The 25,146-nt window shown below is 45.1% G+C and carries 20 protein-coding genes; 17 read left to right on the plus strand and 3 right to left on the minus strand.

Translation table 11 applies throughout. The features are described from left to right. Positions 1–163: 163 nt before the first annotated feature. From dapD to map, 3 genes are all read right to left on the minus strand, one after another. Positions 164–988: a 2,3,4,5-tetrahydropyridine-2,6-dicarboxylate N-succinyltransferase gene (gene dapD / locus IW644_RS00005; protein ID WP_269915911.1), complete on the minus strand. Its 825-nt coding sequence runs from the start codon at positions 986–988 to the stop codon at positions 164–166. Continuing rightward, positions 985–3,636, minus strand: coding sequence for a [protein-PII] uridylyltransferase (gene glnD / locus IW644_RS00010; protein WP_179982596.1), 2,652 nt, complete (start codon positions 3,634–3,636; stop codon positions 985–987). The genes dapD and glnD overlap by 4 nt, the downstream gene beginning before the upstream one ends. Before the next feature lie 249 nt (positions 3,637–3,885). Continuing rightward, positions 3,886–4,680: a type I methionyl aminopeptidase gene (gene map, locus IW644_RS00015; protein WP_179982597.1), complete on the minus strand. Its 795-nt coding sequence runs from the start codon at positions 4,678–4,680 to the stop codon at positions 3,886–3,888. A 411-nt stretch (positions 4,681–5,091) separates the two neighbouring features. Here map and rpsB point away from each other — a divergent pair, with 411 nt between their 5' ends. The 17 genes from rpsB to tilS all read left to right on the plus strand — a co-directional run bounded on the left by rpsB (position 5,092) and on the right by tilS (position 24,998). After that, a complete protein-coding gene (rpsB, locus tag IW644_RS00020; protein ID WP_269915912.1) occupies positions 5,092–5,823 on the plus strand; it encodes a 30S ribosomal protein S2 in 732 nt (243 codons plus the stop codon). A 121-nt stretch (positions 5,824–5,944) separates the two neighbouring features. Further along, positions 5,945–6,817: a translation elongation factor Ts gene (gene tsf, locus IW644_RS00025; protein ID WP_071958698.1), complete on the plus strand. Its 873-nt coding sequence runs from the start codon at positions 5,945–5,947 to the stop codon at positions 6,815–6,817. A 238-nt stretch (positions 6,818–7,055) separates the two neighbouring features. Continuing rightward, positions 7,056–7,793, plus strand: coding sequence for a UMP kinase (pyrH, locus tag IW644_RS00030; RefSeq protein WP_069943865.1), 738 nt, complete (start codon positions 7,056–7,058; stop codon positions 7,791–7,793). 23 nt (positions 7,794–7,816) lie between these two features. Beyond that, positions 7,817–8,374: a ribosome recycling factor gene (gene frr / locus IW644_RS00035; protein ID WP_014948555.1), complete on the plus strand. Its 558-nt coding sequence runs from the start codon at positions 7,817–7,819 to the stop codon at positions 8,372–8,374. Positions 8,375–8,383: 9 nt separating this feature from the next. Beyond that, the gene (gene uppS / locus IW644_RS00040; RefSeq protein WP_269915913.1) at positions 8,384–9,166 is read left to right on the plus strand and encodes a polyprenyl diphosphate synthase; all 783 of its coding nucleotides are present in this window, start codon (positions 8,384–8,386) and stop codon (positions 9,164–9,166) included. 54 nt (positions 9,167–9,220) lie between these two features. Then, positions 9,221–10,084 carry a phosphatidate cytidylyltransferase gene (locus IW644_RS00045; protein WP_179982600.1) on the plus strand — a complete coding sequence of 288 codons (864 nt, stop codon included), beginning with the start codon at positions 9,221–9,223 and terminating at the stop codon, positions 10,082–10,084. After that, positions 10,084–11,271, plus strand: a complete 1,188-nt coding sequence (gene ispC, locus IW644_RS00050) for a 1-deoxy-D-xylulose-5-phosphate reductoisomerase (protein WP_269915914.1) — start codon at positions 10,084–10,086, stop codon at positions 11,269–11,271. The genes IW644_RS00045 and ispC overlap by 1 nt, the downstream gene beginning before the upstream one ends. Further along, positions 11,265–12,620, plus strand: a complete 1,356-nt coding sequence (gene rseP, locus IW644_RS00055) for a sigma E protease regulator RseP (protein WP_269915915.1) — start codon at positions 11,265–11,267, stop codon at positions 12,618–12,620. Before ispC ends, rseP begins: the two co-directional genes overlap by 7 nt. Before the next feature lie 58 nt (positions 12,621–12,678). Further along, positions 12,679–15,156: an outer membrane protein assembly factor BamA gene (gene bamA / locus IW644_RS00060; RefSeq protein WP_179982603.1), complete on the plus strand. Its 2,478-nt coding sequence runs from the start codon at positions 12,679–12,681 to the stop codon at positions 15,154–15,156. Between the two features lie 61 nt (positions 15,157–15,217). Further along, positions 15,218–15,733, plus strand: coding sequence for an OmpH family outer membrane protein (locus IW644_RS00065; RefSeq protein WP_179982604.1), 516 nt, complete (start codon positions 15,218–15,220; stop codon positions 15,731–15,733). Between the two features lie 235 nt (positions 15,734–15,968). Beyond that, complete coding sequence (gene fabZ, locus IW644_RS00070; protein WP_118490056.1) at positions 15,969–16,418, plus strand: 3-hydroxyacyl-ACP dehydratase FabZ; 450 nt, start codon at positions 15,969–15,971, stop codon at positions 16,416–16,418. Between the two features lies 1 nt (position 16,419). Then, positions 16,420–17,190, plus strand: a complete 771-nt coding sequence (gene lpxA / locus IW644_RS00075) for an acyl-ACP--UDP-N-acetylglucosamine O-acyltransferase (protein WP_269915916.1) — start codon at positions 16,420–16,422, stop codon at positions 17,188–17,190. 2 nt (positions 17,191–17,192) lie between these two features. Next, positions 17,193–18,341, plus strand: coding sequence for a lipid-A-disaccharide synthase (gene lpxB / locus IW644_RS00080; protein ID WP_269915917.1), 1,149 nt, complete (start codon positions 17,193–17,195; stop codon positions 18,339–18,341). After that, on the plus strand, positions 18,334–18,906 hold the full coding sequence (gene rnhB, locus IW644_RS00085) for a ribonuclease HII (protein ID WP_269915918.1): 573 nt from the start codon (positions 18,334–18,336) through the stop codon (positions 18,904–18,906). Before lpxB ends, rnhB begins: the two co-directional genes overlap by 8 nt. Before the next feature lie 4 nt (positions 18,907–18,910). Next, positions 18,911–22,375 (plus strand): DNA polymerase III subunit alpha, encoded by a 3,465-nt coding sequence (gene dnaE, locus IW644_RS00090; protein ID WP_269915919.1) that lies wholly within the window; start codon positions 18,911–18,913, stop codon positions 22,373–22,375. Between the two features lie 68 nt (positions 22,376–22,443). Further along, positions 22,444–23,400, plus strand: coding sequence for an acetyl-CoA carboxylase carboxyl transferase subunit alpha (gene accA / locus IW644_RS00095; RefSeq protein WP_012517579.1), 957 nt, complete (start codon positions 22,444–22,446; stop codon positions 23,398–23,400). Positions 23,401–23,672: 272 nt separating this feature from the next. Beyond that, entirely contained in the window at positions 23,673–24,998 is a 1,326-nt protein-coding gene (gene tilS, locus IW644_RS00100; RefSeq protein WP_269915920.1) for a tRNA lysidine(34) synthetase TilS, read from the plus strand. Positions 24,999–25,146 lie beyond the last annotated feature (148 nt).

Here is a 25,146-nt window from a genome sequence, read left to right on the forward strand (position 1 = left end):
TGGTAGCGGAGTCAGTGGCAATATATAATGAAAAACGCCCGCATCTGGCCCTTAAATACAAAACGCCCGATGAGATACATCGGGCGTTCTAAACAAAATAAGTGTCAACTTATTCTAGGACTAGTCAGCGAACGTCGTTAGTTACCTAACGATGCATAAATTTTTATTCAACACCGCGAAGTAGAGCGTTAATACCTACTTTAGCGCGGGTTTTCGCATCAACTTTTTTCACGATGATTGCTGCGTATAGGCTGTATTTGCCATCTGCGCTAGGTAGGTTACCCGCAACAACCACAGAGCCCGCTGGTACACGGCCGTAGTGAACTTCACCGGTCTCACGATCATAGATACGCGTGCTCTGACCGATATAAACGCCCATTGAAATCACTGAGCCTTCTTCAACGATAACACCTTCTACGATTTCAGAACGCGCACCGATAAAACAGTTGTCTTCAATAATGGTTGGGTTTGCTTGAAGTGGCTCTAATACGCCACCGATGCCTACACCACCGGAAAGGTGAACATTTTTACCAATCTGCGCACACGAGCCTACAGTAGCCCACGTATCAACCATAGTGCCTTCATCAACAAATGCACCAATGTTTACGTACGAAGGCATAACCACTGCGTTTTTACCCACAAAAGTACCCGTGCGTACCGCTGCTGGAGGAACAATGCGAGCGCCATCCGCTGCGAACTGCTCAGCCGTGTAGTTAGTGTACTTTAATGGTACTTTGTCATAAAACTTGCTCTCTCCGCCTTCAATAACATCGTTGTTGTGAAGACGGAAGAAAAGTAGAACCGCTTTTTTCAGCCACTGGTGTACTACCCATTCGCCAGCAATTTTTTCTGCAACGCGGCCTTTTCCACTATTAAGTAGGTCGATAGCTTGCGCTACCGCATCTCTTACTTCATCAGGTGCTGATGATGGGCTAATGCTGTCGCGATTTTCGAAGGCGTCTTCAATAATGGCTTTCAATTCATTCATGGTATTGTGATATCTTCAAGTTGGTCGAGTTTAAACAGGATACGCTTTTTAAGGTTTACCTGTTGTTCTTGGGTTAATGCGATGCCAGCCTCATTGCTGACGATAAAAATATCTTCAGCTCGCTCGCCAATAGTGGCAATTTTTGCAAGCTTAAGTGTCATATTAGTATCAACGAATGCATGACCAATTTTAGCTAAAATGCCCGGTGCGTCTAGGGCTTCTAACTCGATAAGCGTGGCTTCATCGTTGATATTGAAAAAACGAACCTTGGTTGGCACGTCTAACTGTTTCATTTGGCGCGGTAACTTTCGTTTGTTTTCGTGAGAGCGTCCCGGCTTTTCTAATTGGGCAGAAATGGCATTCTCAATAGAAGCAATGCGCGACTCTGAGCTTATACGACTGCCGTCATTTTCAAGAATAAGCATACTGTCAAATACATAGCCATCTCTGGTCACGGTTACGTGAGCATCGTGGATAGAGCAATTGCGACTATCTAGTACAGATGCGACTTGAGCGAACAAGGCCTTTCTATCTTTGCCATACACAAAAACTTCAGTGCCGCCTTTGGAACTGTTGTCGTTCGCTTTTACCAATAGGCCGTTGTGTTCAGGTGTCAGCCATTCACCTTGTGCTTTAATAATTTCATCTGTATGCCACGCAATTTGAGTCGGCTTGAAGCGAACAAAATAGTCGTCATCAAAACGAGCCCACAGTGCATCTATTGCATTAGTATCGATAGCGCGCTCTTGCAGTATTTGTCGAGCTTGATGTTTGTGCGTGGTTACTCGCTCGTTGAGTGTAACCTGACACTGTAGCCCATTATCTAACGCTTTTTGCGTCATTAAATACAGTTCGCGAAGCAAAGACGCTTTCCAATCATTCCAGAGGTTATCGTTGGTGGCGCGAATGTCGGCAAGGGTCAGTGTATAAAGTAAATTAAGGTGGTTATGGCTTCTTACCGCACCAGCAAACTCACTAATTACATCAGGATCGTAAATGTCGCGGCGTTGGGCAACCACTGACATAAGCAGGTGGTTTTCTACTAGCCATGCAATCAGTTCTGCATCTTTACTTGGTACGTCGTGCTGTGCACAGAACTTAGCAACATCTTGCGCGCCTAGAGTGGAGTGGTCGCCATTACGACCTTTCGCGATGTCGTGGAAAATTGCAGCAATGTAGAGTATTTCAGGTTTGTCTAGGTTCCGGCAAATTCGGCCGCACCTTGGAAAATCTTTGTTCTCTTTCGAGAAAAAGTAGTTTACATGTTTTACTAATCGGTGAGTGTGTTCGTCCACCGTATAGGCATGAAACAAGTCAAACTGCATCATACCTACAATGGTATCCCACTCTGGAAGGTAGGCTTGTAAAATACCGTACTGGTGCATAATGTCCCAACCGAAATCAAAAAATTCAGGTTGCTTCATTAATCGCATAAATTTTTCGCGGCAAAGAGGACGCTCTACGTAATATTCGGCCTCAAAGGCCCGGTGAGCGTTACGCAATTGTCGAATACAAATAGTGCTTAAGCCTTTCACTTCTGGCGTGTTTGCCACCAAATGTAAAAAGTCTAAAATGGCTTCCGGTGATGAAAATACGGTTTCGTGACGTGGCGAAATCATATTGTCGAGCAGTTCAAAATCTTCGTTTATGATTACGCTTTTTTGCACGCTTTGGTTAAGCATGTCGTACTTGAAGCGCTGTAGCAGCATTTGATTCAGTTCAGAGACGCGCGCTACAGTGCGGAAAAAGTCGCGCATCATTTTTTCTACAGACGCTTTACCTTCTTCACCGTATCCCATCATTTGTGCAACATCGGGTTGATAGTCGAAAAGCAGTCGGTTTTCGCTTCTGCCAGCAACCAAGTGAAGCGCACAACGCATTTTCCACAGGTGCATACGACAGGCGATTAACTCACTGTGTTCTTGCTCGGTGAAGTAACCGTGACCCACCAAATTCCATCCGTCATACTCTTTAAAGTGCTTTTTCGCCACCCAACCGATAGATTGAATGTCTCGCAAGCATCCCGGGTTTTCTTTAATGTTCGGTTCAAGGTTGTAAGCGGTGCCGTTAAACTTGGCGTGGCGCTTTTTTTGCTCGTCATATTTAGCCGAGAAGAAAGATTTACTCGACCAAGAATTGCGACCGTTTACCTCATCCCACAGTTTGTCGAATGTAGTTTCACTTCCACAAAGCAGACGGCTTTCAACGAGATTTGTCGCAATCGTAATGTCGTCTTTTGCCAGTTTAACCGTTTCTTTAATTGTGCGTACCGACTGTCCAACATCTAACTTGATATCCCATAAAAGGGTGATGAACATGCCAATTTTTTCTTGCACTTCAGGCTTTAGCTTCTTCTTGCTGACAATAAGTAAATCGATGTCTGAGTGAGGTTGTAAATGGCCGCGACCGTATCCGCCCACCGCGCAAAGGGAAAGCTCGTCCACGGTATCTAAGCCGTAAAGTTGCCAAAGGTGACAAAGCAATGCGTCGACAAACTGCGCACGACCGGTTACGAGCTGATTAACTGGCGTAGCGTCGAAAGACTCTGTTATCCAAGTGTAACTGGCTTCCACGCATGATTTAATGACGGGAATTTCATCAACAGAGTTAATTGTGTCGATATTCTTTATCAGTGATTGCAGCGTCAAAATGCACCTTTGAAATAGACTTCTATTAAAACGCTAAGAACAATAGCATGAATTGATAGTAGTTCGCAGTAGCAAATTTATGCATAAGTTAGGTTGAATTGTGAATATTTATGGTTTTTTGTTATAGGTGTGTAGCCCGTTAAATAGGGTCTTTGTATGAGGGTGAAAAATAAAGATTTAGTATGCGGTTTTAAATGAGGTAAAGGGGCAAGCAAAGCGGCTGTTTGCTTAACAGCCGCAATGTAAAAGTTATCCGTGTGAAATAACACGCTCTAGGCTTTCTTCCTCACGCAGCGTCAAAATTTCAACACCGGTCTCGGTAACTAAAAGAGTGTGTTCCCACTGAGCACTTAAACTTCTATCTTTGGTTACAACAGTCCATTGATCTGGCAAAACTTTTGAGTAACGTTTGCCTGCGTTAACCATAGGTTCGATGGTGAAGCACATCCCAGGCTCTAAAACGTCACCTGTACCAGGCTTTCCATAGTGAACAATTTGCGGCTCCTCGTGGAAGCTTGCACCAATACCGTGACCGCAGTATTCGCGTACTATTGAATAGTTATGCGCTTCAGCATGGGTTTGACAAATATGACCAATGTCGCCGAGACGCATGCCCGGCTTCACTTGTTCAATTGCTTTATATAGGCACTCTTGAGTAACGCGAATAAGGCGCTCGGCAAGAATAGATGGCTTACCCACAACGAACATCTTCGAAGTATCACCGTGATAACCGTCTTTTATAACAGTTACGTCGATGTTGATAATGTCACCGTCTTTTAGCTTCTTGTCAGAAGGAATGCCGTGACATATACAATGGTTCACCGACGTACAGATAGACTTTGGAAATGGTGGGTGTCCATAGTTTAGTGGAGCGGGCACTGCCTTTTGCTCGTTTACTATATAGTCGTGACAAATAGTATTCAGTTCATCGGTGGTTACGCCTTTTTTCACATAAGGCCCGATCATAGTAAGTACTTCGGCAGCCAGTTTACCGGCTACGCGCATCTTTTCGATTTCTTCTGGGGTTTTGATAATAGCTGTCACAGCGCCTCTCAAATCGTTTGAAACTAGTTTGGTGAAGAATTTAAATTACTTACGCAGTATAACACTATTCAGGTCATTCTTAGTAAGGTGCTGATATTAAAGGCATTTAATTAATGATTCTTAAGGCTGATAGCAATGGGGTGGGTAGTTTTAAAAAAGGTTAGCAAAAATACTTAAAAGCCGGGCTTTTTAACGTTAAAACTTGAGGCTGTGGTGGTATTGTGATATAAAGCGCGCGCCCTGACGGAAAGCTCATTTTGCTATGTGCATTAAGCACCGTTTTAGAGGGTAAATTTATTTTATTAAAACACACATATACCGACACTTCGTATCGGGGTGTTCAGTTCAACGCAGGTTGGCCTGAATCGATACAAGGGGTATATGGAGGCCTAACCCCAAGAGGAAAATAAAATGGCTAATGTTTCTATGCGTGACATGCTGAAAGCAGGTGTGCATTTCGGTCACCAAACTCGTTACTGGAACCCAAAGATGAAGCCTTTCATCTTCGGTGCTCGTAATAAAGTTCATATCATCAACCTTGAAAAAACGGTTCCACTTTTCAACAACGCACTTAACTACCTTTCAGGTGTTGCGTCTAAGAAAGGTAAAATCCTTTTCGTTGGTACTAAGCGCGCCGCTGGCGAAGCAGTAAAAGACGCTGCTCTTAAGTGCGACCAGTACTACGTAAACAAGCGTTGGTTAGGTGGTATGCTGACTAACTGGAAAACAGTACGTCAGTCAATCAAGCGTCTTAAAGATCTAGAGCAACAAGCTCAAGACGGTACGTTTGATAAGCTAACTAAGAAAGAAGCACTTATGCTTCAGCGCGAAATGGACAAGCTTGAAAACAGCCTTGGCGGTATCAAAGACATGGGCGGTCTTCCAGACGCAATCTTTGTTATCGACGCAGATCACGAGCACATTGCTGTAACAGAAGCTCGTAACCTAGGTATTCCTGTTGTTGGTGTTGTTGATACTAACTCTAACCCAGACGGTGTTGATTACATCATCCCTGGTAACGACGATGCTATCCGCGCTATCCAACTTTACTTGGATGCTGCTGCAAACGCTATCAACTCAGGTCGCGAAAGCAACCTTGAAGTACAAGCTGAGCAAGACGACTTCGTAGAAGCGGCAGAGTAATTCTGATTGCTTACTGTCATATCTAGATAATATGGCGGTACTACAATACGAAACGTATTGAGAGGGGCGATATCGCCCCTTTTACCTAACGAATTTATATTTAATGCTGAGGAATTGAAAAATGGCAGTGACTGCAGCACTAGTTAAAGAACTGCGCGAACGTACTGGCGCAGGTATGCTGGATTGTAAAAAAGCCCTGGTTGAAACGGATGGTGACATTGAGTTAGCCATTGAAAACATGCGTAAATCAGGTCAAGCGAAAGCGGCTAAAAAAGCAGGCCGTATCGCAGCTGAAGGTGTTATCCTTACTAAAGTTGAAGGTGGTCGAGCGACCATGCTTGAACTAAACTGTGAAACTGACTTCGTAGCACGTGACGAAGGTTTCCTTAAGTTTGGTAACGAGCTTCTAGAAGTAGCAGCGGCTAACAACATCAACGACATCGACGCGCTTAACGATGCAGAACTTAACGGTTCTAAAGTAAGCGAAGTTCGTGACGCACTTGTTGCTAAAATCGGTGAAAACATCTCTCCTCGTCGCGTTATCAACGTTGAAGGTGATACGCTAGGTGCATACGTACACGGCGGCCGTATTGGTGTTATCTCTATCCTTACTGGCGGCGACGAAGAGCTAGCGAAAGATATCGCAATGCACGTTGCAGCTGCTAGCCCGCAGTTTGTTAAGCCAGAGAATGTTCCGGCTGAAGTTGTAGAGAAAGAGAAAGAAATCCAAATCGAAATCGCTATTCAGTCTGGTAAGCCAGCTGAAATTGCTGAGAAAATGGTTGCAGGCCGCATGAAGAAGTTCACTGGCGAAGTGAGCTTGACTGGTCAGCCTTTCGTTAAAGATCCTTCAATCTCTGTAGCTGAGCTTCTTAAGAACAACAGCGCAGACGTAATCAACTTCGTACGTTTCGAAGTTGGTGAAGGTATCGAGAAGAAGACTGAAGACTTCGCTGCTGAAGTAGCTGCTCAAATGGAAGCTGCTAAGAAATAATTGAGCGTTTATCTTTTGCATTACGCAATAGTTAGATAAACTACAAAGCACCTCTTAGGAGGTGCTTTTTTATAGCTGCATATCTTTAGTATTGCTAATGCAGTGCGCAAGTGTGAAGCTAGGCGAGTTACAAGCGTGCGCCTGCCAAACAAACGAAAGCGCTTTGTCCTATGTTTTTTACGTCAATGCTTTATTGAAAGACATAGGACAAAACGGGTTTACGAGGACAATTCAAACTATGAGTATCACACCAAAATCAGCATATCGACGCATTCTGTTAAAGCTTAGTGGTGAAGCCCTAATGGGCGAAGAAGGCTTTGGCATAGACCCTAAAGTGCTAGATAGAATGGCACAAGAAATAAAAGAGCTGGTTGAACTTGGTGTTCAAGTTGGTCTTGTTATTGGTGGTGGTAACTTGTTCCGTGGCGAAGGCCTAGCAAAAGCGGGAATGAACCGTGTTGTTGGCGACCACATGGGCATGTTAGCTACGGTAATGAACGGCCTAGCTATGCGCGACGCGCTTCATCGTGCATTTGTAAACGCGCGTATGATGTCTGCTATCCCATTAAACGGCGTGTGCGATGCTTACAACTGGGCAGAAGCTATTAGCCTTCTTAAGTCAGGCCGTGTTGTTATCTTTTCTGCCGGTACTGGCAACCCTTTCTTCACTACTGACTCAGCGGCTTGTTTACGCGGTATCGAAATTGAAGCCGATGCGGTACTTAAAGCCACAAAAGTAGACGGCGTATACAGCGATGACCCAGTAAAAAATCCTGAAGCGACATTGTATGATCAATTGTCTTACCAGGAAGTATTGGAAAAAGAATTAAAAGTAATGGACTTGTCAGCTTTCACTCTAGCACGAGATCACAGCTTACCAATTCGCGTATTCAACATGAATAAGCCGGGTTGCCTTAAGCGTGTGGTGATGGGTGAAAAAGAAGGTACCGTCATTTGCCACGCTGACAACGATTAATTAAGAACAATAGGATACAAAACGTGATTGATGAAATTGAATTAGATGCGCAAGAGCGCATGGAAAAAAGCCTAGTTTCTCTAAAAGGCCAATTCAGCAAAATTCGCACTGGTCGTGCGCATCCAAGCCTTTTAGATGGCATCATGGTACCTTATTACGGTGTAGACACGCCGCTAAAGCAAGTCGCTAACGTAGTTGCGGAAGACAGCCGTACTCTAGCGTTAACTGTTTTCGATAAAAGCGCTATCCAAGCGGTTGAAAAAGCAATTATGCAGTCTGATCTGGGGTTAAACCCAATGAGTGCAGGCGGTTCAATTCGCATTCCTCTTCCGCCGCTTACAGAAGAGCGTCGTAAAGACCTTATCCGCGTTGTACGCAACGAAGCGGAAGGTGGTCGTGTTGCTATCCGCAATATTCGTCGTGACGCTAACGGTGACATCAAAGATCTTCTAAAAGAAAAAGAAATCAGTGAAGATGAGAGCCGCGCAGCGGAAGAGAACATTCAATCTATTACTAACGATTTCATTAAGAAAGTTGACAGCATGCTTGCTGACAAAGAAAAAGAACTGATGGAAGTATAAGTAAGTATTATGATTGGAAAGCGTTTAAGCGCAGCCAAATCGTCAAAAGCCGAGGTGCCAGCAGAGTCTGCTGGCCCGAAGCATGTTGCAATCATTATGGATGGCAATGGTCGATGGGCGCAAAAGAAAGGGAAAATTCGTACCTTTGGTCACAAAGCCGGGGTAGAGTCTGTACGTTCTGTTGTGCGCTTTGCACGTCAAAACGGTATCGAATCACTAACGCTATTCGCGTTTTCAAGTGAAAACTGGAAACGTCCCGAGGAAGAAGTCAGCGTCCTTATGGAGTTGTTTAATCTCGTCCTCAATAGTGAAGCAAAACGCTTACACAAAAATGGTGTACGCTTGCAGGTTATTGGTGATGTTGAGGCTTTCGACGCCAAGCTAGTCGAAAAAATTCGCAAAGCCGAAGACATGACCAAAGACAACAAAGATTTGGTCTTAAATATCGCAGCAAACTATGGCGGTAGATGGGACATCGTAAATGCGGCCAAGCAACTCGCATCGCAGGTTAAAAGCGGCGAGCTTGATGTAGATAACATCAGTGAAGAAGCTCTCGGATCGCACATTTCTACAGCTAACCTTCCAGAGTTAGATCTTCTTATTCGCACTGGTGGCGAGCACCGAATTAGTAATTTCTTGCTATGGCAGTGTGCTTATGCCGAATTGTACTTCACCGATGTACTATGGCCCGACTTCAATGAAGACGTGTTTCAATTAGCCGTAGACGATTTCAATGTTCGTCAAAGAAGATTCGGTCTAACCGGTGAACAGGTAGTCACAGCCGATGGTTAATACCATGCAGGCAATTATCAGGCTAGCCCTGGTAACCAAAGCCAAGGGCAAATTATGCTAAAACAACGGATAATAACTGCATTAATTCTCGCGCCGCTGGCGCTCTACGCTATTCTTTTTCTTCCTATTTTTTGGTTTGAAATAGCCATAGCCGGTGTTGTCGGCATTGGTGCCTATGAGTGGGCGAATATGTCAGGCGTGTGCGAGCGTCCTAAAAAGCTTATCTACATGGCTGGAGCCTTTGCAATATGTATTGCTCTATCGCTCACTGTTGATGCCAGTACCATTTGGTATCAGGGCCAATTGCATGGCCTGTATCGCGCAATTTTAACCATCGCTGTGTTGTGGTGGATAGCCTCTTTATTTATGGTGCTTGCCTATCCGAAATACTCAAGATTCTGGAAAGACAGTCGCAGTGTAAGAACCGTATTTGGCGCACTTACGCTTATACCAACATGGGTAGCCGTAGTTGCACTTCGCACTAGCCTGCATGATGTTGATCCGTTTTATGGCGCATCGCTGATCTTTTATGTATTGGGTATCGTTTGGGCGGCTGATATAGGCGCGTTCTTCGTTGGCGTCAAATTTGGTCGACACAAGTTACGCCCTAACGTATCGCCTGGTAAAAGCTTAGAAGGCTTACTGGGTGGTATCGCGGCTTCATTCGCCATTATCGCTTTTGCGGCACTGCACTATCAGGTAGAGCCTTCTCGCATTTGGCTACACCTTGCAATTGGCGGTATAACCGTTGCTGTTTCTGCACTTGGTGATTTGAACGAGAGCATGCTGAAGCGCTGCGCTGGCATTAAAGACAGTGGCAAGATACTACCTGGCCATGGTGGTGTGCTAGATAGAATTGATAGTCTAACTGCAGCATTTCCAGTATTTGCCTTCTGCTATGTAACTTGGATGGCGTAATGCAAACAGTAACAGTGTTAGGGGCCACAGGCTCCATTGGTTGTAATACACTCGACGTAATAACTCGCCATCCCGACAAATACCGCGTTTTTGCTATTACTGGTAACTCTCAGCTTGAACTTCTTATGGAGCAGGCGCAAAAATGCGCGCCCCGTTATGTAGTGATCGCCAACGATGCTCACTATAAAGCCGCCTGTGAGCTAGCTTCTCAATACGGAGTAGATGCCGAAATTCTTTCAGGCACAAAAGCATTGGAAGAGGTATCAAGCGCGCCTGAAGTTGACGCTGTCATGGCAGCAATTGTTGGGGCAGCAGGTCTTTTGCCTACAATGGCGGCGGTAAAGGCAGGAAAACGCGTTTTACTTGCTAATAAAGAAGCCTTGGTCATGTCTGGCGCTTTATTTATCGAGGCTGCAAACCAAAGCGGCGCTGAAATCCTTCCAATCGACAGCGAGCACAATGCCATATTTCAGTGTCTCCCGCACGATTACGAATATGGTAACTTTACTGCATCAGGTATTCGCAAAATCTTATTAACGGGTTCTGGTGGCCCCTTCAGAGAAAGGCCACTTAATAGCTTTTCGTCAATTACCATTGATGAGGCCAGTACTCACCCTAACTGGTCAATGGGCCGAAAAATAACAATCGATTCGGCAACTATGATGAACAAGGGGTTGGAGTTCATAGAAGCCTGTTGGTTATTTGGTGCCGGCGCTGAAGATATTGATGTTGTTATCCACCCACAAAGCATAATCCATTCTATGGTGCAGTACATTGATGGCTCTGTAATTGCGCAAATGGGTAACCCAGATATGCGTACCCCTATTGCATATGGTTTGGCTCACCCGGAGCGTATTGAAGCAGGTGTGAAGCCCCTCGACTTTTCAGATATGGCTAATTTCAGTTTCCAGACCCCTTGTTTTGAGCGTTATCCTAATTTGAAGTTGGCTATTGATGCATGTAAGGAAGGGCTATGCGCAACGACAAGAGTCAATGCGTCAAATGAAGTGGCTGTAGACGCTTTTTTAGAGGGCAAAATTCAGTTTTGTGATATTGCTAAAGTAAACGACGCTACGCTCAATGCTATGCCGCACGTATCGGTAAGTTCTATTCAACAAATATTAGAACAAGACTCACTAGCAAGAACAAAAGCTAACGAGATTATTCGAGGTAAATTTCAGTGCTAGCATTTTTATGGAGCCTTGGGGCATTCATTGTCGCCTTAGGTATTTTGGTTGCTGTACACGAATGGGGGCACTTTTATGTTGCTCGCAAATGCGGTGTACAGGTAGAGCGATTTTCAATTGGATTTGGCAAGCCAATTTGGCGCAAGTTAAGTAAGTCCGGTACAGAATATGTTATCGCTATGATCCCCCTTGGTGGTTACGTTCGCATGCTTGATGGACGTATTGATGACGTACCGCCTGAGTTAGAAGAAGATAAAGCCTTCAATAAAAAACCTGTATTGCAGCGCATGGCGGTAATTGCAGCGGGCCCTGGCGTGAACTTCATATTTGCCTTTTTTGCTCTTTGGCTAATGTACCTTGTCGGTTTAGAAACCGTTAAACCCGTTGTTAAAGCTGTCGAGCCTCAAAGTATTGCTGCTGTAGCAGGCGTTCAACCTGGTGATGAAATCATTAAGGTCGGTGACAGAATTACACCGGACTGGGAAGCGGTTAATTTAGAAGTTGTCTCCAACATAGGGTCAGAAAAAACCACAGTTACGGTTAAAAATTCATCAAATGTCGAAAAAGAACTGACATTTACACTGGGTTCTTGGAACTTTGACCCAGATAGTGAGTCTCCATTAAGCAGCTTAGGCCTAACCCCATATCGACCGGATGCAACGTTAACTGTTGGTTTTGTTGGTGAGGGAAGTGCGGCGCAGGAAGCTGGGTTGAAACCCGGTGATGAACTTGTCGCACTAAATGGCGCTAAATTGACGTCGTGGGAAGGTTTGGTTGACGTTATAGTTGAAAGCCCCGGTGAAAGTATCTCTCTTGATATACAAAGGGATGGACAGCAACTAACGTTAAATGCCACGATAGCGCGCCGCGATACACCACAAGGGCAAAGTGGTTATTTAGGTGTGAGCCCAACATTCGAGCCTTGGCCTGAAGGGTATGTGTTTACTCATCAATATGGCATTATAGAGGCTATTGGGAAGGCGCTAGACAAAACGTGGCGTCTAATGACACTGAGTGTCGAAATGATAGGAAAGCTTATCACCGGCGATGTATCGGTGAAGAATTTGAGCGGTCCTATCTCAATTGCTCAAGGTGCGGGAACAAGTGCTGGGTATGGACTTGCGTACTTTTTGAGTTTTCTTGCCTTAATAAGCGTAAATTTAGGCATAATAAATTTATTACCCTTGCCCATGCTTGACGGTGGTCACCTCATGTTTTTTATTGTGGAGTGGATCACTGGTAAGCCTGTGCCTGAAGCGGTGCAGGAATGGGGTTACAGAATAGGTGGCGTGCTTCTGTTTATGATCATGGGTATCGCAATTTTTAACGATATCGCTCGCATAACCTGATACAAATCAGGAAGTACAAAACAGCTAATACAAAACGCGGCCAGGAAAAGAAAAATAGATGAAGTTAAAACAGTTAGTAGCAGCCGGAGCCATTCTTTCCAGTGCTAGCTTTGCCAACGCTGCGGCGCAAGACAGTGAATTTGTTGTTGAAGACATTCGCGTAGAGGGTTTGCAACGAGTTGCACTTGGTGCAGCCTTAACCTACTTGCCCGTTCAGGTTGGCGACGAGCTTAATACATTCAGGGTAACGCAGCTTATTCGCTCGCTTTACTCTTCAACTCACTTTGAAAATGTAGAAATCCTTCGCGACGGCAATACCCTTGTGGTTCGTGTGGCGGAGCGTCCAACCATCAGTAATATTATTTTTGACGGCAATGATGATATTAAAGATGAGCAGCTTCAAGAAAGCTTGGACGGTAATGGTGTCCGCATCGGTGAGCCACTTGATAAGACCGTACTAACCTCTATTGAGAATGGCCTTAAAGACTTCTTTTACAGCATAGGTAAGTACAATGCTGACGTAACGGCTATTATTACGCCATTACCGCGTAACCGTGTCGATTTGAAACTGCTTTTCGAAGAAGGCGATGCCGCTGAAATCGAGCAAATTAATATTGTAGGTAACGAAATCTTCTCAGATGAAGAGCTGATGGAAGCGTTTGAGCTACAATACGATACGCCTTGGTGGGACTTTCTATCAGAGACTCGCTATCAGCAACAAACGTTGCAAGGGGATATGGAAACCTTGCGTAACCACTATTTAAACCGTGGTTACCTGCGATTTAACGTTGACTCTACTCAAGTGTCGATGACCCCTGAAAAGTCGGGCATCTACATAGCCATGAACGTGACAGAAGGTGAGCAATACACCATATCTGAAGTAGAACTCGTGGGTGATGTGCTTGGTCATGAAGAATACATCGAGCGCGTACTGCCGTTAACAGAAGGCGAGCTATACAACCAAGCGGAAGTCACTTACACAGAAGAGTTTATCAGTAAATATCTTGGTCGCTTTGGTTATGCATATCCGACGGTAACCACCGTGCCTGAGATTAACGACGAAGACAAAACGGTTAAGTTGACGCTATCTGTAGACCCGGGCAAGCGTATCTACGTTAACCGTATTAAGTTTAACGGTAACGTGGTCACCGCCGACAGTGTTCTTCGTCAAAACGTAAGTCAGATGGAAGGCACTTGGTTATCTAATAATTTGCTAGAGTCTTCAAAAAATCAGCTTTCTCGTCTTACCTATATGGAAGAAGTAGAGTTTGAAACAGTACGTATTCCAGGCTCTGAAGATAAGGTTGATGTTAACTATAATGTTAAAGAGCAGCCTTCCGGCTCGTTTAACGCAGGTATCGGTTACGGTGACAGAACCAAGTTGAGTTTACAGGCGGGTATCCAGCAGGATAACTTCCTAGGGACAGGTAAACGTGTTGGCCTTAACTTAAGTACGGTTTCGTATCAGCGCAGTGCGCAAATCACCTATAATGACCCTTACTTCACCATTGACGGTATCAGCTTAGGTGGAAGCATTGGTTATAGCGAGTTCGACGGCTCTGACTTTAACGTAATCCAGTACAACTCAAAACGTTGGTCAATTGGTGCGAACATCGGTTATCCAATCAACGAGTTTAATCGTATCAACTTTGGCTTAACCTACAGCAATGTAGAGCTATTTAACCGTGGTTACTACGAGCAAACTGAGCAGTTCTATAACCAGTTTACCAATGGCGAAGACCCGGATGCGGCTATTAAATACGATAGCTATCTTGCGAGCGTAAGCTGGAGTAGAAGCACGCTAAACCGTGGTCTATTCCCAACGGCGGGTTCGTCTCAACGTGCATCGTTTAGCATTACCACGCCAAACTCAGACGTTAACTATTTTAAAACCGTATTCGATGGTAAGTGGTACTTTCCATTATCACGTAATCAGCGCTGGTCATTCTTAACTCGCATCCGTCTCGGGTATGGTAATGGTTATGGTGATATAAACGGCAATGAGCAAATTCTACCGTTCACTGAGAACTTTACTGCAGGTGGTTCAGATTCACTGCGCGGATTCGAGAATAATACGGTTGGCCCTCGAGGTATTTTCCTCGGTAACACAGGCACCATTTCTGGTCCTGATGGGGAATTATTCCCGGCGGACCCAGCAGACGCTGCACTTTCTTGGTCGTCGCGAAGCCTTGGTGGTAACGCAATGGCACTCGGTGGTATCGAGCTAATCGTGCCTACGCCGTTTGTTGAAGAAGAAATGGATAACTCTGTTCGCACAAGTTTGTTTGTGGATGTGGGTAACGTGTGGGATACTGAGTTCGACTATGACTATTATCGTCAGTTCGACATAGCATCCACTCAAAACGGTGAGCTATTGGACTATTCTGACTGGAGTCTGTATCGTAGCTCGGCAGGTATATCGGTTCAGTGGATTTCACCAATGGGACCGATGGTATTTAGTTTCTCGAAAGCGATACAGCAACGTGATGGTGATGATGCTAGATTCTTCACTTTCAATATTGGTCAAACTTTCTAAGACATTAAAACGAGCGCGTTTTAAGCGCGCTCTATAATAAGATTCACAAAAGGAGTTCCCTTTGAAACAGTTGGTTAAACATATCGTTGCAGGAGCAATGTTGGGTAGCGCTTTAGTAAGTACATCTGTAATGGCAGAACAGAAAGTGGCTGTTGTTGATGTGCAAGGTATTTTTCAAGCGATGCCTCAAGCGGCTGAGATTCAAAATGCTATTCAAGCTGAGTTTAAAGACCAGCTTGAAGAAGTGAATCAGCTACAGCGTGACGGTCAGTTCTACGCAGAGCGTCTTCAGCGTGATGCAGCAACAATGAGCGATGCCGAGAAGAAAGAACTAGAACAAAAAATCTTGTCAGTACGTGAAGAGCTATCTAAAAAAGGTCAGCCTCTACAACAAAACATTCAACGTCGTAGCAACGAAGAGCGTAACAAGCTTCTTGGTCTTATTAAGCAAGCTATCGACTCTGTTGCATCTAAGCAAGGTTACGACCTAGTACTTAATGCAGGCGCAGTTGCTTTTGCTAAAGAAGAGCACGACTTATCTGAGCAGGTACTTCAGCAAGTAAGCAAGACTAACTAATTAACTTAACACTGGTTGCTCTTGGCTGTAAGTCAAAGTTCAGCAATCGCTGGTTAGTTATAAAATTTGTCAGGCCAACTCCTTTAAAGGTGTTGGTCTGATTTGTTTTTCGCGCTTTACAGCGTATGGTTGCCGCCGTTTTTAGTTTTTACGGCGAGTTTGACCCAAATACCAATGTATCATCTGTATTGGTATAAAATAGCTAAAGGTCATGCTTGTATACAGGAGAAAGTTTTTGGCCAATTCACTTAATACCATCGAAATCCAGGAAATATTGGAACTGCTACCACACAGATATCCTTTCCTACTTGTTGATCGTGTTACTGATTATGTTCTGGGTGAGTCTGTAAAGGCTTACAAAAATATTACGATTAACGAGCCATGTTTCATGGGGCATTTCCCTGGACAGCCAATTTTTCCGGGCGTTTTAATTCTAGAGGCCATGGCGCAAGCAGCCGGTGTTCTAGGTTTTAAGACCATGGGCAACAATGATAAGTTATACTTGTATGCAGGGATTGATAACGCTCGCTTTAAACGTCCCGTTGTTCCGGGTGATAAGCTTGAGTTTGATGTTGCTCTGGTAAAAGAGCGCAGAGGGATTTGGAAATTTAAAGGTACTGCAAGTGTCGATGGCGATATTGCTTGTAGTGCAGAGTTTATGTGTGCGATGAGAGAGATAGCGTAACGTGATCCATCCTACTGCGGTAATTTCAGAAAGTGCAACGATTGGTGAAAATGTCACCATAGGTCCATTTTGTGTGGTAGACGACAACGTCACCATAGGCGACGGCTGTATTCTGAAATCACATGTGGTGGTACGCGGCCCGACGCGTATCGGTAAAAACAACAAGTTTTATCAGTTTTCTTCAATTGGTGAAGACTGCCAAGATAAAAAATATGCGGGTGAGCCTACCGAACTCGTTATTGGTGACGATAATGAGTTTAGAGAAGGAGTAACCGTTCACCGTGGCACAGTCCAAGACAACGGCATAACGATTATCGGCTCTCGTGGTCTATTTATGGCTAATGCACACGTTGCCCACGACTGCGTTCTTGGCGATGACATCATAATTGCCAACAATGTAGCTGTGGCCGGCCATGTTCATATTGATGATTTCGTTATTATTGGCGGCGCTACAGGCATCCATCAGTTCTGTAAAATCGGCGCTCATGCATTTTTAGGGGCAGGCGGTATTATTCTGCGCGACGTCCCGCCTTTTGTTATGGTTAGTGGTCAGAAGAATATTCCTCAGGGGATCAACTCTGAAGGCTTAAAACGCCGCGGTTTCTCAAAAGAAGAAGTGCTTGAGATAAAGCGTGCATATAAAGCGATTTATCGTGAAGGAAATACTATTGACGAAGCCGTGGACAAGCTTGCTGAACCAGCACAAAAGTTTGATGGTGTGGCGCTAATGGTTCAATTCTTACAAGACTCGAAGCGAGGCATTATTCGCTAATTATGTCTAAACCAATTCGTATCGGCATGGTTGCCGGAGAGCCCTCTGGTGACATCCTTGCCGCAGGAATGGTTGCCGAGTTAAAACGCCAATACCCAGATGCTATTATTGAAGGTATTGGCGGTTCAAATATGATAGAGGCGGGTTTCCATAGTCTATTCGATATGGAAACCTTGTCGGTTATGGGACTTGTTGAAGTCCTATCTCACCTTCCAGCCATCTTAAAAGTTAAAAAGCAGCTTCTTGCTCACTTTGAGCAAAATCCGCCAGATATTTTCGTAGGTATTGACGCGCCTGATTTTAACTTGAGAGTAGAAAAAGCCCTGAAAGCCCGCGGCATCAAAACCATGCACTATGTAAGCCCTACCGTGTGGGCATGGCGTGAGAAGCGCATTCACAAGATAGCAAAAGCGGCTAATCGCGTACTGGGGTTGTTCCCTTTCGAACAACAGGTATACGACAAATATAACGTACCCTATACCTTTGTGGGGCATACTATGGCTGACGCTATAGCCATTGAGCCCGACCAAAATGCGGCAAGACAGGCATTAGGCGTAGATAGTCAAGCTAATGTATTGGCTGTACTACCCGGTTCACGAAGGGGGGAAGTGGATACGTTACTTCCCGTGTTTCTAAAAACCATCGAAGCTATTCATGCTAAACGCAGTGACATTCAATTTCTTATCCCTGCGGCAAACGAGCATCGTCTTTCGCAAATTAAAGCACTCTTGCTTGAAGCTGATAATGCTGAAGCACGCTTACCCATTCAGGTAACCCAAGGCACTTCTCGTGATGCCATGATAGCGAGCGATGTTATCTTACTTGCATCCGGGACAGCGACGTTAGAAGCTATGTTGTGTAAGCGCCCAATGGTAGCCGCTTATTTACTTGCGCCGCTCACCTACAAAATCATGCAGCGCCTGTACAAAGCGCCTTACTTTACGTTGCCAAACCTCTTGGCTAACGAGGCAATTATTCCTGAGTTACTTCAAGAAGAGGTAAACGCAGAGAATATGAGCAATCAGTTACTTAACTTCTTCGAAAGTGATAATTCAGCGCTTATTTCCCGTTTCACCAGCCTCCACCATACGCTAAAATGCAATGCTGATAAAACAGCAGCAAAAGCTGTCGTGGAGGAATTGTTTGCATAAGTTAATTGCCGGTGTTGATGAAGTAGGTCGTGGTCCTTTAGTTGGAGATGTGGTTACTGCTGCGGTTATACTAGACCCAAAAAAAACCATTGAAGGGCTAACCGACTCTAAAAAATTGAGTGAAAAGAAACGAGTAGCCCTTGCTCAAGAGATTCGTGAGAAGGCGCTTTACTGGAATATCGGTAGAGCAAGCCCTGAAGAAATAGACAAGCTTAATATACTGCACGCTACCATGCTCGCTATGATCCGCGCAGTGGAAGGTTTACCTGTAAAACCTGACTTTGTGCGTGTAGACGGCAACCGCGTCCCAGCTTGGAATTTTGACTCTGAAGCGGTAGTGAAAGGTGACAGCCTACACGCTGAAATTTCAGCAGCATCAATCATTGCCAAAGTAGAGCGAGATAACGATATGATTTCGTTGCATGAGGCCTACCCACAATATAACTTTGCGGGGCACAAAGGTTACCCTACAAAAGCACATTTTGAAGCTATCGCCGAATATGGCATCTTAGATTGCTATCGCAAAAGTTTTAAACCCGTAAAAGCGCTACTCGAAGAGAAATAACATCATGTCATCGCCATTTATTCATTTACGTGTTCACAGCGACTTTTCGATGATGGACGGCCTGAATAAGGTTAAGCCTATTTTAGGTAAAGTGGCCGCGCTTGGCATGCCTGCCGTGGCGATCACCGACCAAATGAATATGTGTGGCTTGGTAAAATTCTATTCCGAGGCACATAATTTAGGTATCAAGCCCATAATTGGCACCGATTTTTGGGTGACTAATGAAGCTTTTGGCGATGAACCTTTCAGACTTACCCTCATTGCGATGAACAACGAAGGGTATAAGAATATTACTATTCTTATCTCCAAGGCCTACCTTCGTGGACATTTGGCACACCGTGCGGTTATCGATCAAGCATGGTTAGCAGAGCATAGCGAAGGCGTTATTGTTTTATCGGGCGCACAGCACGGCGATATCGGCGTAGGTTTAATGAAAAATAACGCCAAGCTTCTTGAAGATGCGCTTGAGTTTTATCAAACCCATTTTCCCGACCGTTTTTATTTAGAGCTTATTAGAACCGGTAGGCAAGGCGAAGAAGATTATTTACACCATGCGGTAGAGCTTGCTGAGCAGCGCGGTTTACCCGTGGTTGCCACTAATGAAGTATGCTTTATTGACCAAGAGGGTTTCGATGCGCACGAAATTCGTGTGTGTATTCACGATGGCTATACGTTAGATGATAACCGTCGCCCTAAGCGCTACAGCGACCAGCAATATCTGCGCACAGCAGAGGAAATGGTTGAGCTATTTAGCGATATTCCAGAAGCCATAGAAAATACGGTTGAAATTGCCAAGCGCTGTAACGTTACTGTCCGGCTAAATGAATATTTCTTGCCACAGTTTCCAACCGGCGGTATGACCACCGAAGACTTCTTGGTTAAGGTGTCTGAGGAAGGCTTGGAAGAACGTCTAGAATTTCTATTCCCCGATGAGGAAGTGCGCAAAGCCAAACGCCCAGAGTACGATGATCGACTTCGCATTGAGCTTGAAGTTATCAACCAAATGGGGTTCCCGGGCTATTTCCTTATCGTTATGGAGTTTATCCAGTGGAGTAAGGATAACGGAATTCCGGTAGGGCCAGGGCGTGGTTCAGGTGCGGGCTCACTGGTGGCCTATGCCTTAAAAATTACCGACCTAGACCCGCTTGAATTCGACTTGCTATTCGAACGTTTCCTGAACCCAGAACGTGTATCAATGCCCGACTTTGACGTCGACTTCTGTATGGATAGACGAGATGAGGTAATTGATCACGTTGCAGAGCTCTACGGACGACAAGCGGTATCTCAGATCATTACCTTCGGAACTATGGCAGCAAAAGCGGTAGTGCGTGACGTGGGTCGAGTACTTGGTCACCCCTACGGTTTTGTAGACAGAATTTCAAAGCTAATACCACCTGACCCTGGCATGACGTTAGAAAAGGCGTTTAAAGCCGAACCTCAGCTGCCAGAAGTTTATGAAAGCGATGAGGAAGTGAAAGACCTTATCGATATGGCGCGTATTCTTGAAGGGGTCACCCGAAACGCGGGTAAACACGCCGGTGGTGTTGTTATTGCGCCAACCACTATTACTGATTTCTCGCCGCTGTATTGTGATGACGAAGGTAATAACCCGGTAACACAGTTTGACAAAAACGACGTTGAAACCGCTGGGCTTGTAAAATTTGACTTCCTAGGTCTTCGTACGCTGACGATCATTCAGTGGGCGATAGATATGATCAAGGAAGGGAAGAATGTTGACGTCGATATCAGCGCTATTCCGCTTGAAGATCCAAAGAGCTTTAGAACGTTACAAAACGCAGAGACAACTGCGGTATTCCAGCTGGAATCTCGCGGTATGAAAGAGCTAATTAAGCGCCTTAAACCTGACTGCTTCGAAGATATTATCGCACTGGTGGCCCTGTTCCGTCCGGGTCCATTGCAGTCAGGCATGGTAGATAACTTTATCGACCGTAAGCACGGGCGTGAGGAAATTTCCTATCCCGATGCTGAGTATCAGCACGAGTGTTTGAAAGAAATACTAGAGCCTACCTACGGCATTATCTTGTATCAGGAACAGGTAATGCAGATTGCTCAGGAAATGGCAGGTTACTCGCTAGGCGGCGCTGACTTACTACGTCGTGCAATGGGTAAGAAAAAGCCTGAAGAAATGGCGAAGCAGCGCGGTACCTTTGCTGAAGGTGCGAAGGGCAATAATATCGACCCAGACCTGGCGATGAAAATCTTCGATTTGGTGGAAAAATTTGCAGGTTACGGGTTCAACAAATCTCACTCTGCCGCTTATGCCTTGGTGTCTTATCAGACTTTATGGCTGAAAGTGCATTACCCAGCGGAATTCATGGCTGCGGTAATGTCGGCGGATATGGACAACACCGATAAAATCGTGACGCTTGTCGATGAATGTGAGCGCATGGGCATCGAAATACTGCCGCCAGATTTAAATGCAGGTAAGTACAAATTTACCGTCGATAGCGAAGGCCGCATTGTTTATGGTATCGGTGCGATTAAAGGGGTAGGTGAAGGCCCAATTGAAGCGATTATTGAAGCGCGGGAGACCCAAGGGGCATTTAAGGATCTATTTGATTTCTGCGCCAAGATAGACATTAAACGGGTAAACAAGCGAGTGCTAGAAAAGCTAGTGTTAGCGGGTGCAATGGATAACTTAGGCCCTCATCGCGCTAGTCTTATGGCGAGCTTACCAGAGGCCCTTGCTGCCGCCGGACAGCACGCAAAAGCTGAGTCATTTGGTCAGTCAGACATGTTTGGGCTGCTAACTACCGAGCCTGAAGATGTGAAGCAAGCATTTGCTGACGTGCCTGAATGGCCTGAGAAAGTGTGGCTAGAAGGTGAAAAAGATACCCTAGGCTTGTATTTAACAGGTCACCCTATCAATCAGTACGCTGAAGAGCTGCGTTACTACACCGACGGGCGTTTAGTTGACTTAAAACCAACGAACAAAGATCAAATGGCCAGTGCTGTAGGGTTGGTGCTTGGCGTGCGTGTTATGACGAATAAGCGTGGGCGCCGCTGGGCTATAGTGACACTGGATGATAAGAGTGCCAGAATAGACGTACGTTTCTTCCCTGATATGTACGAACAGTTCGAAAGTGTGTTAGAAACTGACAGAATATTGCTTATAAAGGGACAGGTCAGCTTTGATGATTTCTCTGGGGGCAATACAATCACCGCCCGTGATGTAATGGACATTGTTCAGGCACGAGAGAAAAACGCGAGAGCGCTGGCACTTAATATTGATACCCAGTTGCTTGAACCGAAGAAAATGAGTCAGATGCAATCTATCCTGCAGGCATTTAACGGTGGGAGTTGTCCTGTTCAGTTAGTGGTAACCCATCCAGACGCTGAAGCAACCTTGGCGTGTGGGGCAAGATGGTACGTTACCCCTGAAGACCAACTTTTACACGATCTCAAGCAATGTTTGGGAGACAAAGCCGTTTCAATTCTCTACCATTAGGGTTAAGAGTTCGATAGATTGGACATCTCGCGTTTGCATAGACGAGCGTAGTACGAATAGGACATGAAATGAGTATACAGTTTTTGGACTTTGAACAGCCGATAGCCGAACTAGAAGCAAAAATTGAAGAGCTTAGGTTGGTGAATCAAGGTGGCGAGTTTGACGTTGGTATTGAAGAAGAAATCAATAAGCTTCGCGGCAAAAGCGCGGAGCTAACTAAGAAGATCTTTTCTGATCTTGGCGCATGGCAAGTTTCTCAATTGGCACGTCACCCAATGCGTCCATACACGCTAGATTACATTCCTCGTATTTTTACAGAATTCGACGAACTTGCTGGCGACCGTGCGTTTGCAGACGATAAGGCAATTGTTGGCGGCCCAGCAATGCTAGATGATCAGCCTGTGATGATTATAGGTCATCAAAAAGGCCGTGATACTAACGAAAAAATTAAGCGTAACTTCGGCATGCCTAAACCTGAAGGCTACCGTAAAGCCTTGCGTCTTATGAAGATGGCTGAGCGCTTCAACATGCCTATTATTACCTTCATCGACACGCCAGGGGCATACCCAGGTGTGGGCGCTGAAGAGCGTGGTCAAAGTGAAGCCATTGCGAAAAACTTATTCGAAATGGCTGAGCTGACTGTTCCTATCGTATGTACGGTAATTGGTGAAGGTGGCTCAGGTGGAGCACTCGCAATTGGTGTTGGCGATCGCGTGAACATGCTGCAATATTCTACGTACTCGGTTATTTCACCGGAGGGCTGTGCCTCTATTTTGTGGAAGAGTGCAGAAAAAGCACCATTAGCCGCTGAAGCTATGGGTGTAAGTGCGCCACAAATTAAAGAACTGGGTCTAATTAACAGCATTGTTGAAGAGCCATTAGGTGGCGCTCACCGCGACCACAATGGTATGGCTGCCAATCTTAAAGCGGTCATTAAGCAGCAACTTAATCAGCTTAAAGAGCTTGATAAAACAAAGCTAATGGAAGAGCGTTACGAGCGTTTGATGTCGTTCGGGTATTGCTAATTCTAGTTAAGGCTACGAGTTCTAAAACTGCGAAAAGTCACGTCACGATACGAAGCAGTGTATGATTAGACGAAGCGGTGTAAGATTAGCAAAAATGCTTGTTGTAAAAGTCTATTAAGCCTTTGCTGAGTTCATGTCGATTTAGATTAGTTCAAGGGGGTTGTTTACCATTGGTAACAACCCTTTTGCGTTATTAGAAAGTAAGTAATTAGCAGATACAAAGCTGAACCCTAATAAAACATAAAGTTGAAACAATAAGGTATTACTGGTCTGTGACCCCTCTACAATCCCCCACTATTGAACATATCGTTAACCGCATAGCCACGTCACTGACTGATGTAAAGCGACCACTTCAAACGCCTCTAGTAGTTGCTTACAGCGGAGGTGTGGACTCCACGGTACTGCTTCAAGCCGTCGTCGCGTATAGGGAGCGTTATGAAACCCCAATTCATGCTGTACATGTACATCATGGCTTAAGCGAGAATGCCGACGACTGGGCCCGTCACTGTGAACTCCAGTGCCGTCTTGAAGATGTTGAATTTCATCAATATCGCGTTGCTGTTGATACCAGCTCTAGAAAGAGTTTAGAGGCAGAGGCGCGTAAAGTTCGATACAACGCACTATTAGAAGTGTGCGAACTAATTGGCGGTGTACTGCTTTTGGGGCAGCATGCAGAAGATCAGCTTGAAACCGTATTACTTCAGCTTAAACGCGGTGCAGGCCCACAGGGACTAGCGGGTATGGGCGAAGTGCAGTACCGGGGGGATACGCTAATAATGCGACCTATGCTAGCCCTAGAGAAAAGTGACATCATCGCTTATGCCGAAGAGGAAATGTTGCAGTGGGTTGAGGATGAATCTAATCAGCAAAATAGCTTTGACAGAAATTTCTTGAGAAACGAGATAATACCTCATTTACTTGAGCGGTGGCCCCAGTTAACTAAAACAGTGGGGCGAAGCGCTGAGCTTTGTGCAGAGCAAAGTGAGCTAGTCAGCGAATCTGCACAGCAATACTTCAAAGACTGTAGACGTGCGGATGCCAGGTTAGATGGACAAAAGCTTGCTGCATTATCTACCCCCTGGCAGGCTATGGTAATTCGCGCTTGGTTTAAAGCGCAGGGACAGCTTGCACCTTCAAAAGCGCAGACAGACCAAGTACTTGCTATGCTGGGGGCGAAACATGATGCTACCCCTGAAGTAAATTTTAAGTGGGGCCGGGTTATACGTTTTGACCATGACCTTTACTGGGTAGTTAATGATACGTGCGAGATACCAGAGTGTCTTGAGTTAGTGTTAGACCAGTACATTCCTCTTCCTTGGTTACATGGGCAGGTGAGGGTAACAGTAACAAAAGACAAAACTAACGATACCGTCTCTTTGCAAACTAATGCGCGTAATCTGCGGGTGAAACCTGAAGGCGCCAGCGTATCAAAGCTATTGAAAGAGTGGTTCAAAGTATGGCGAGTGCCCCGATGGAAAAGGGATGGTGTACCCACTATCTTTCTAAATGAAACCCCTGTGGCAATTATTGTTGATGACAAGGTTGTTTATCTACAACCTAAAGTTGAGCGTATTAATATAGCTTTTAAACCTGTCTAAGCGCTAATTAGCCATATCCACATTACTTATAAGGTTTACTGAGCCAAATTCATTGTATTCGCGAAGAGCAGCAAGGCTTTTAATCTTTTAAGTTTTTTCTGCAGATTATACTGATAAAGCGGCATTGAATTGCCGCTTTTATTTAAAC

The organism is Alteromonas sp. PRIM-21, from assembly GCF_027563165.1.
Classification (GTDB): Bacteria; Pseudomonadota; Gammaproteobacteria; order Enterobacterales; family Alteromonadaceae; genus Alteromonas; species Alteromonas macleodii_A.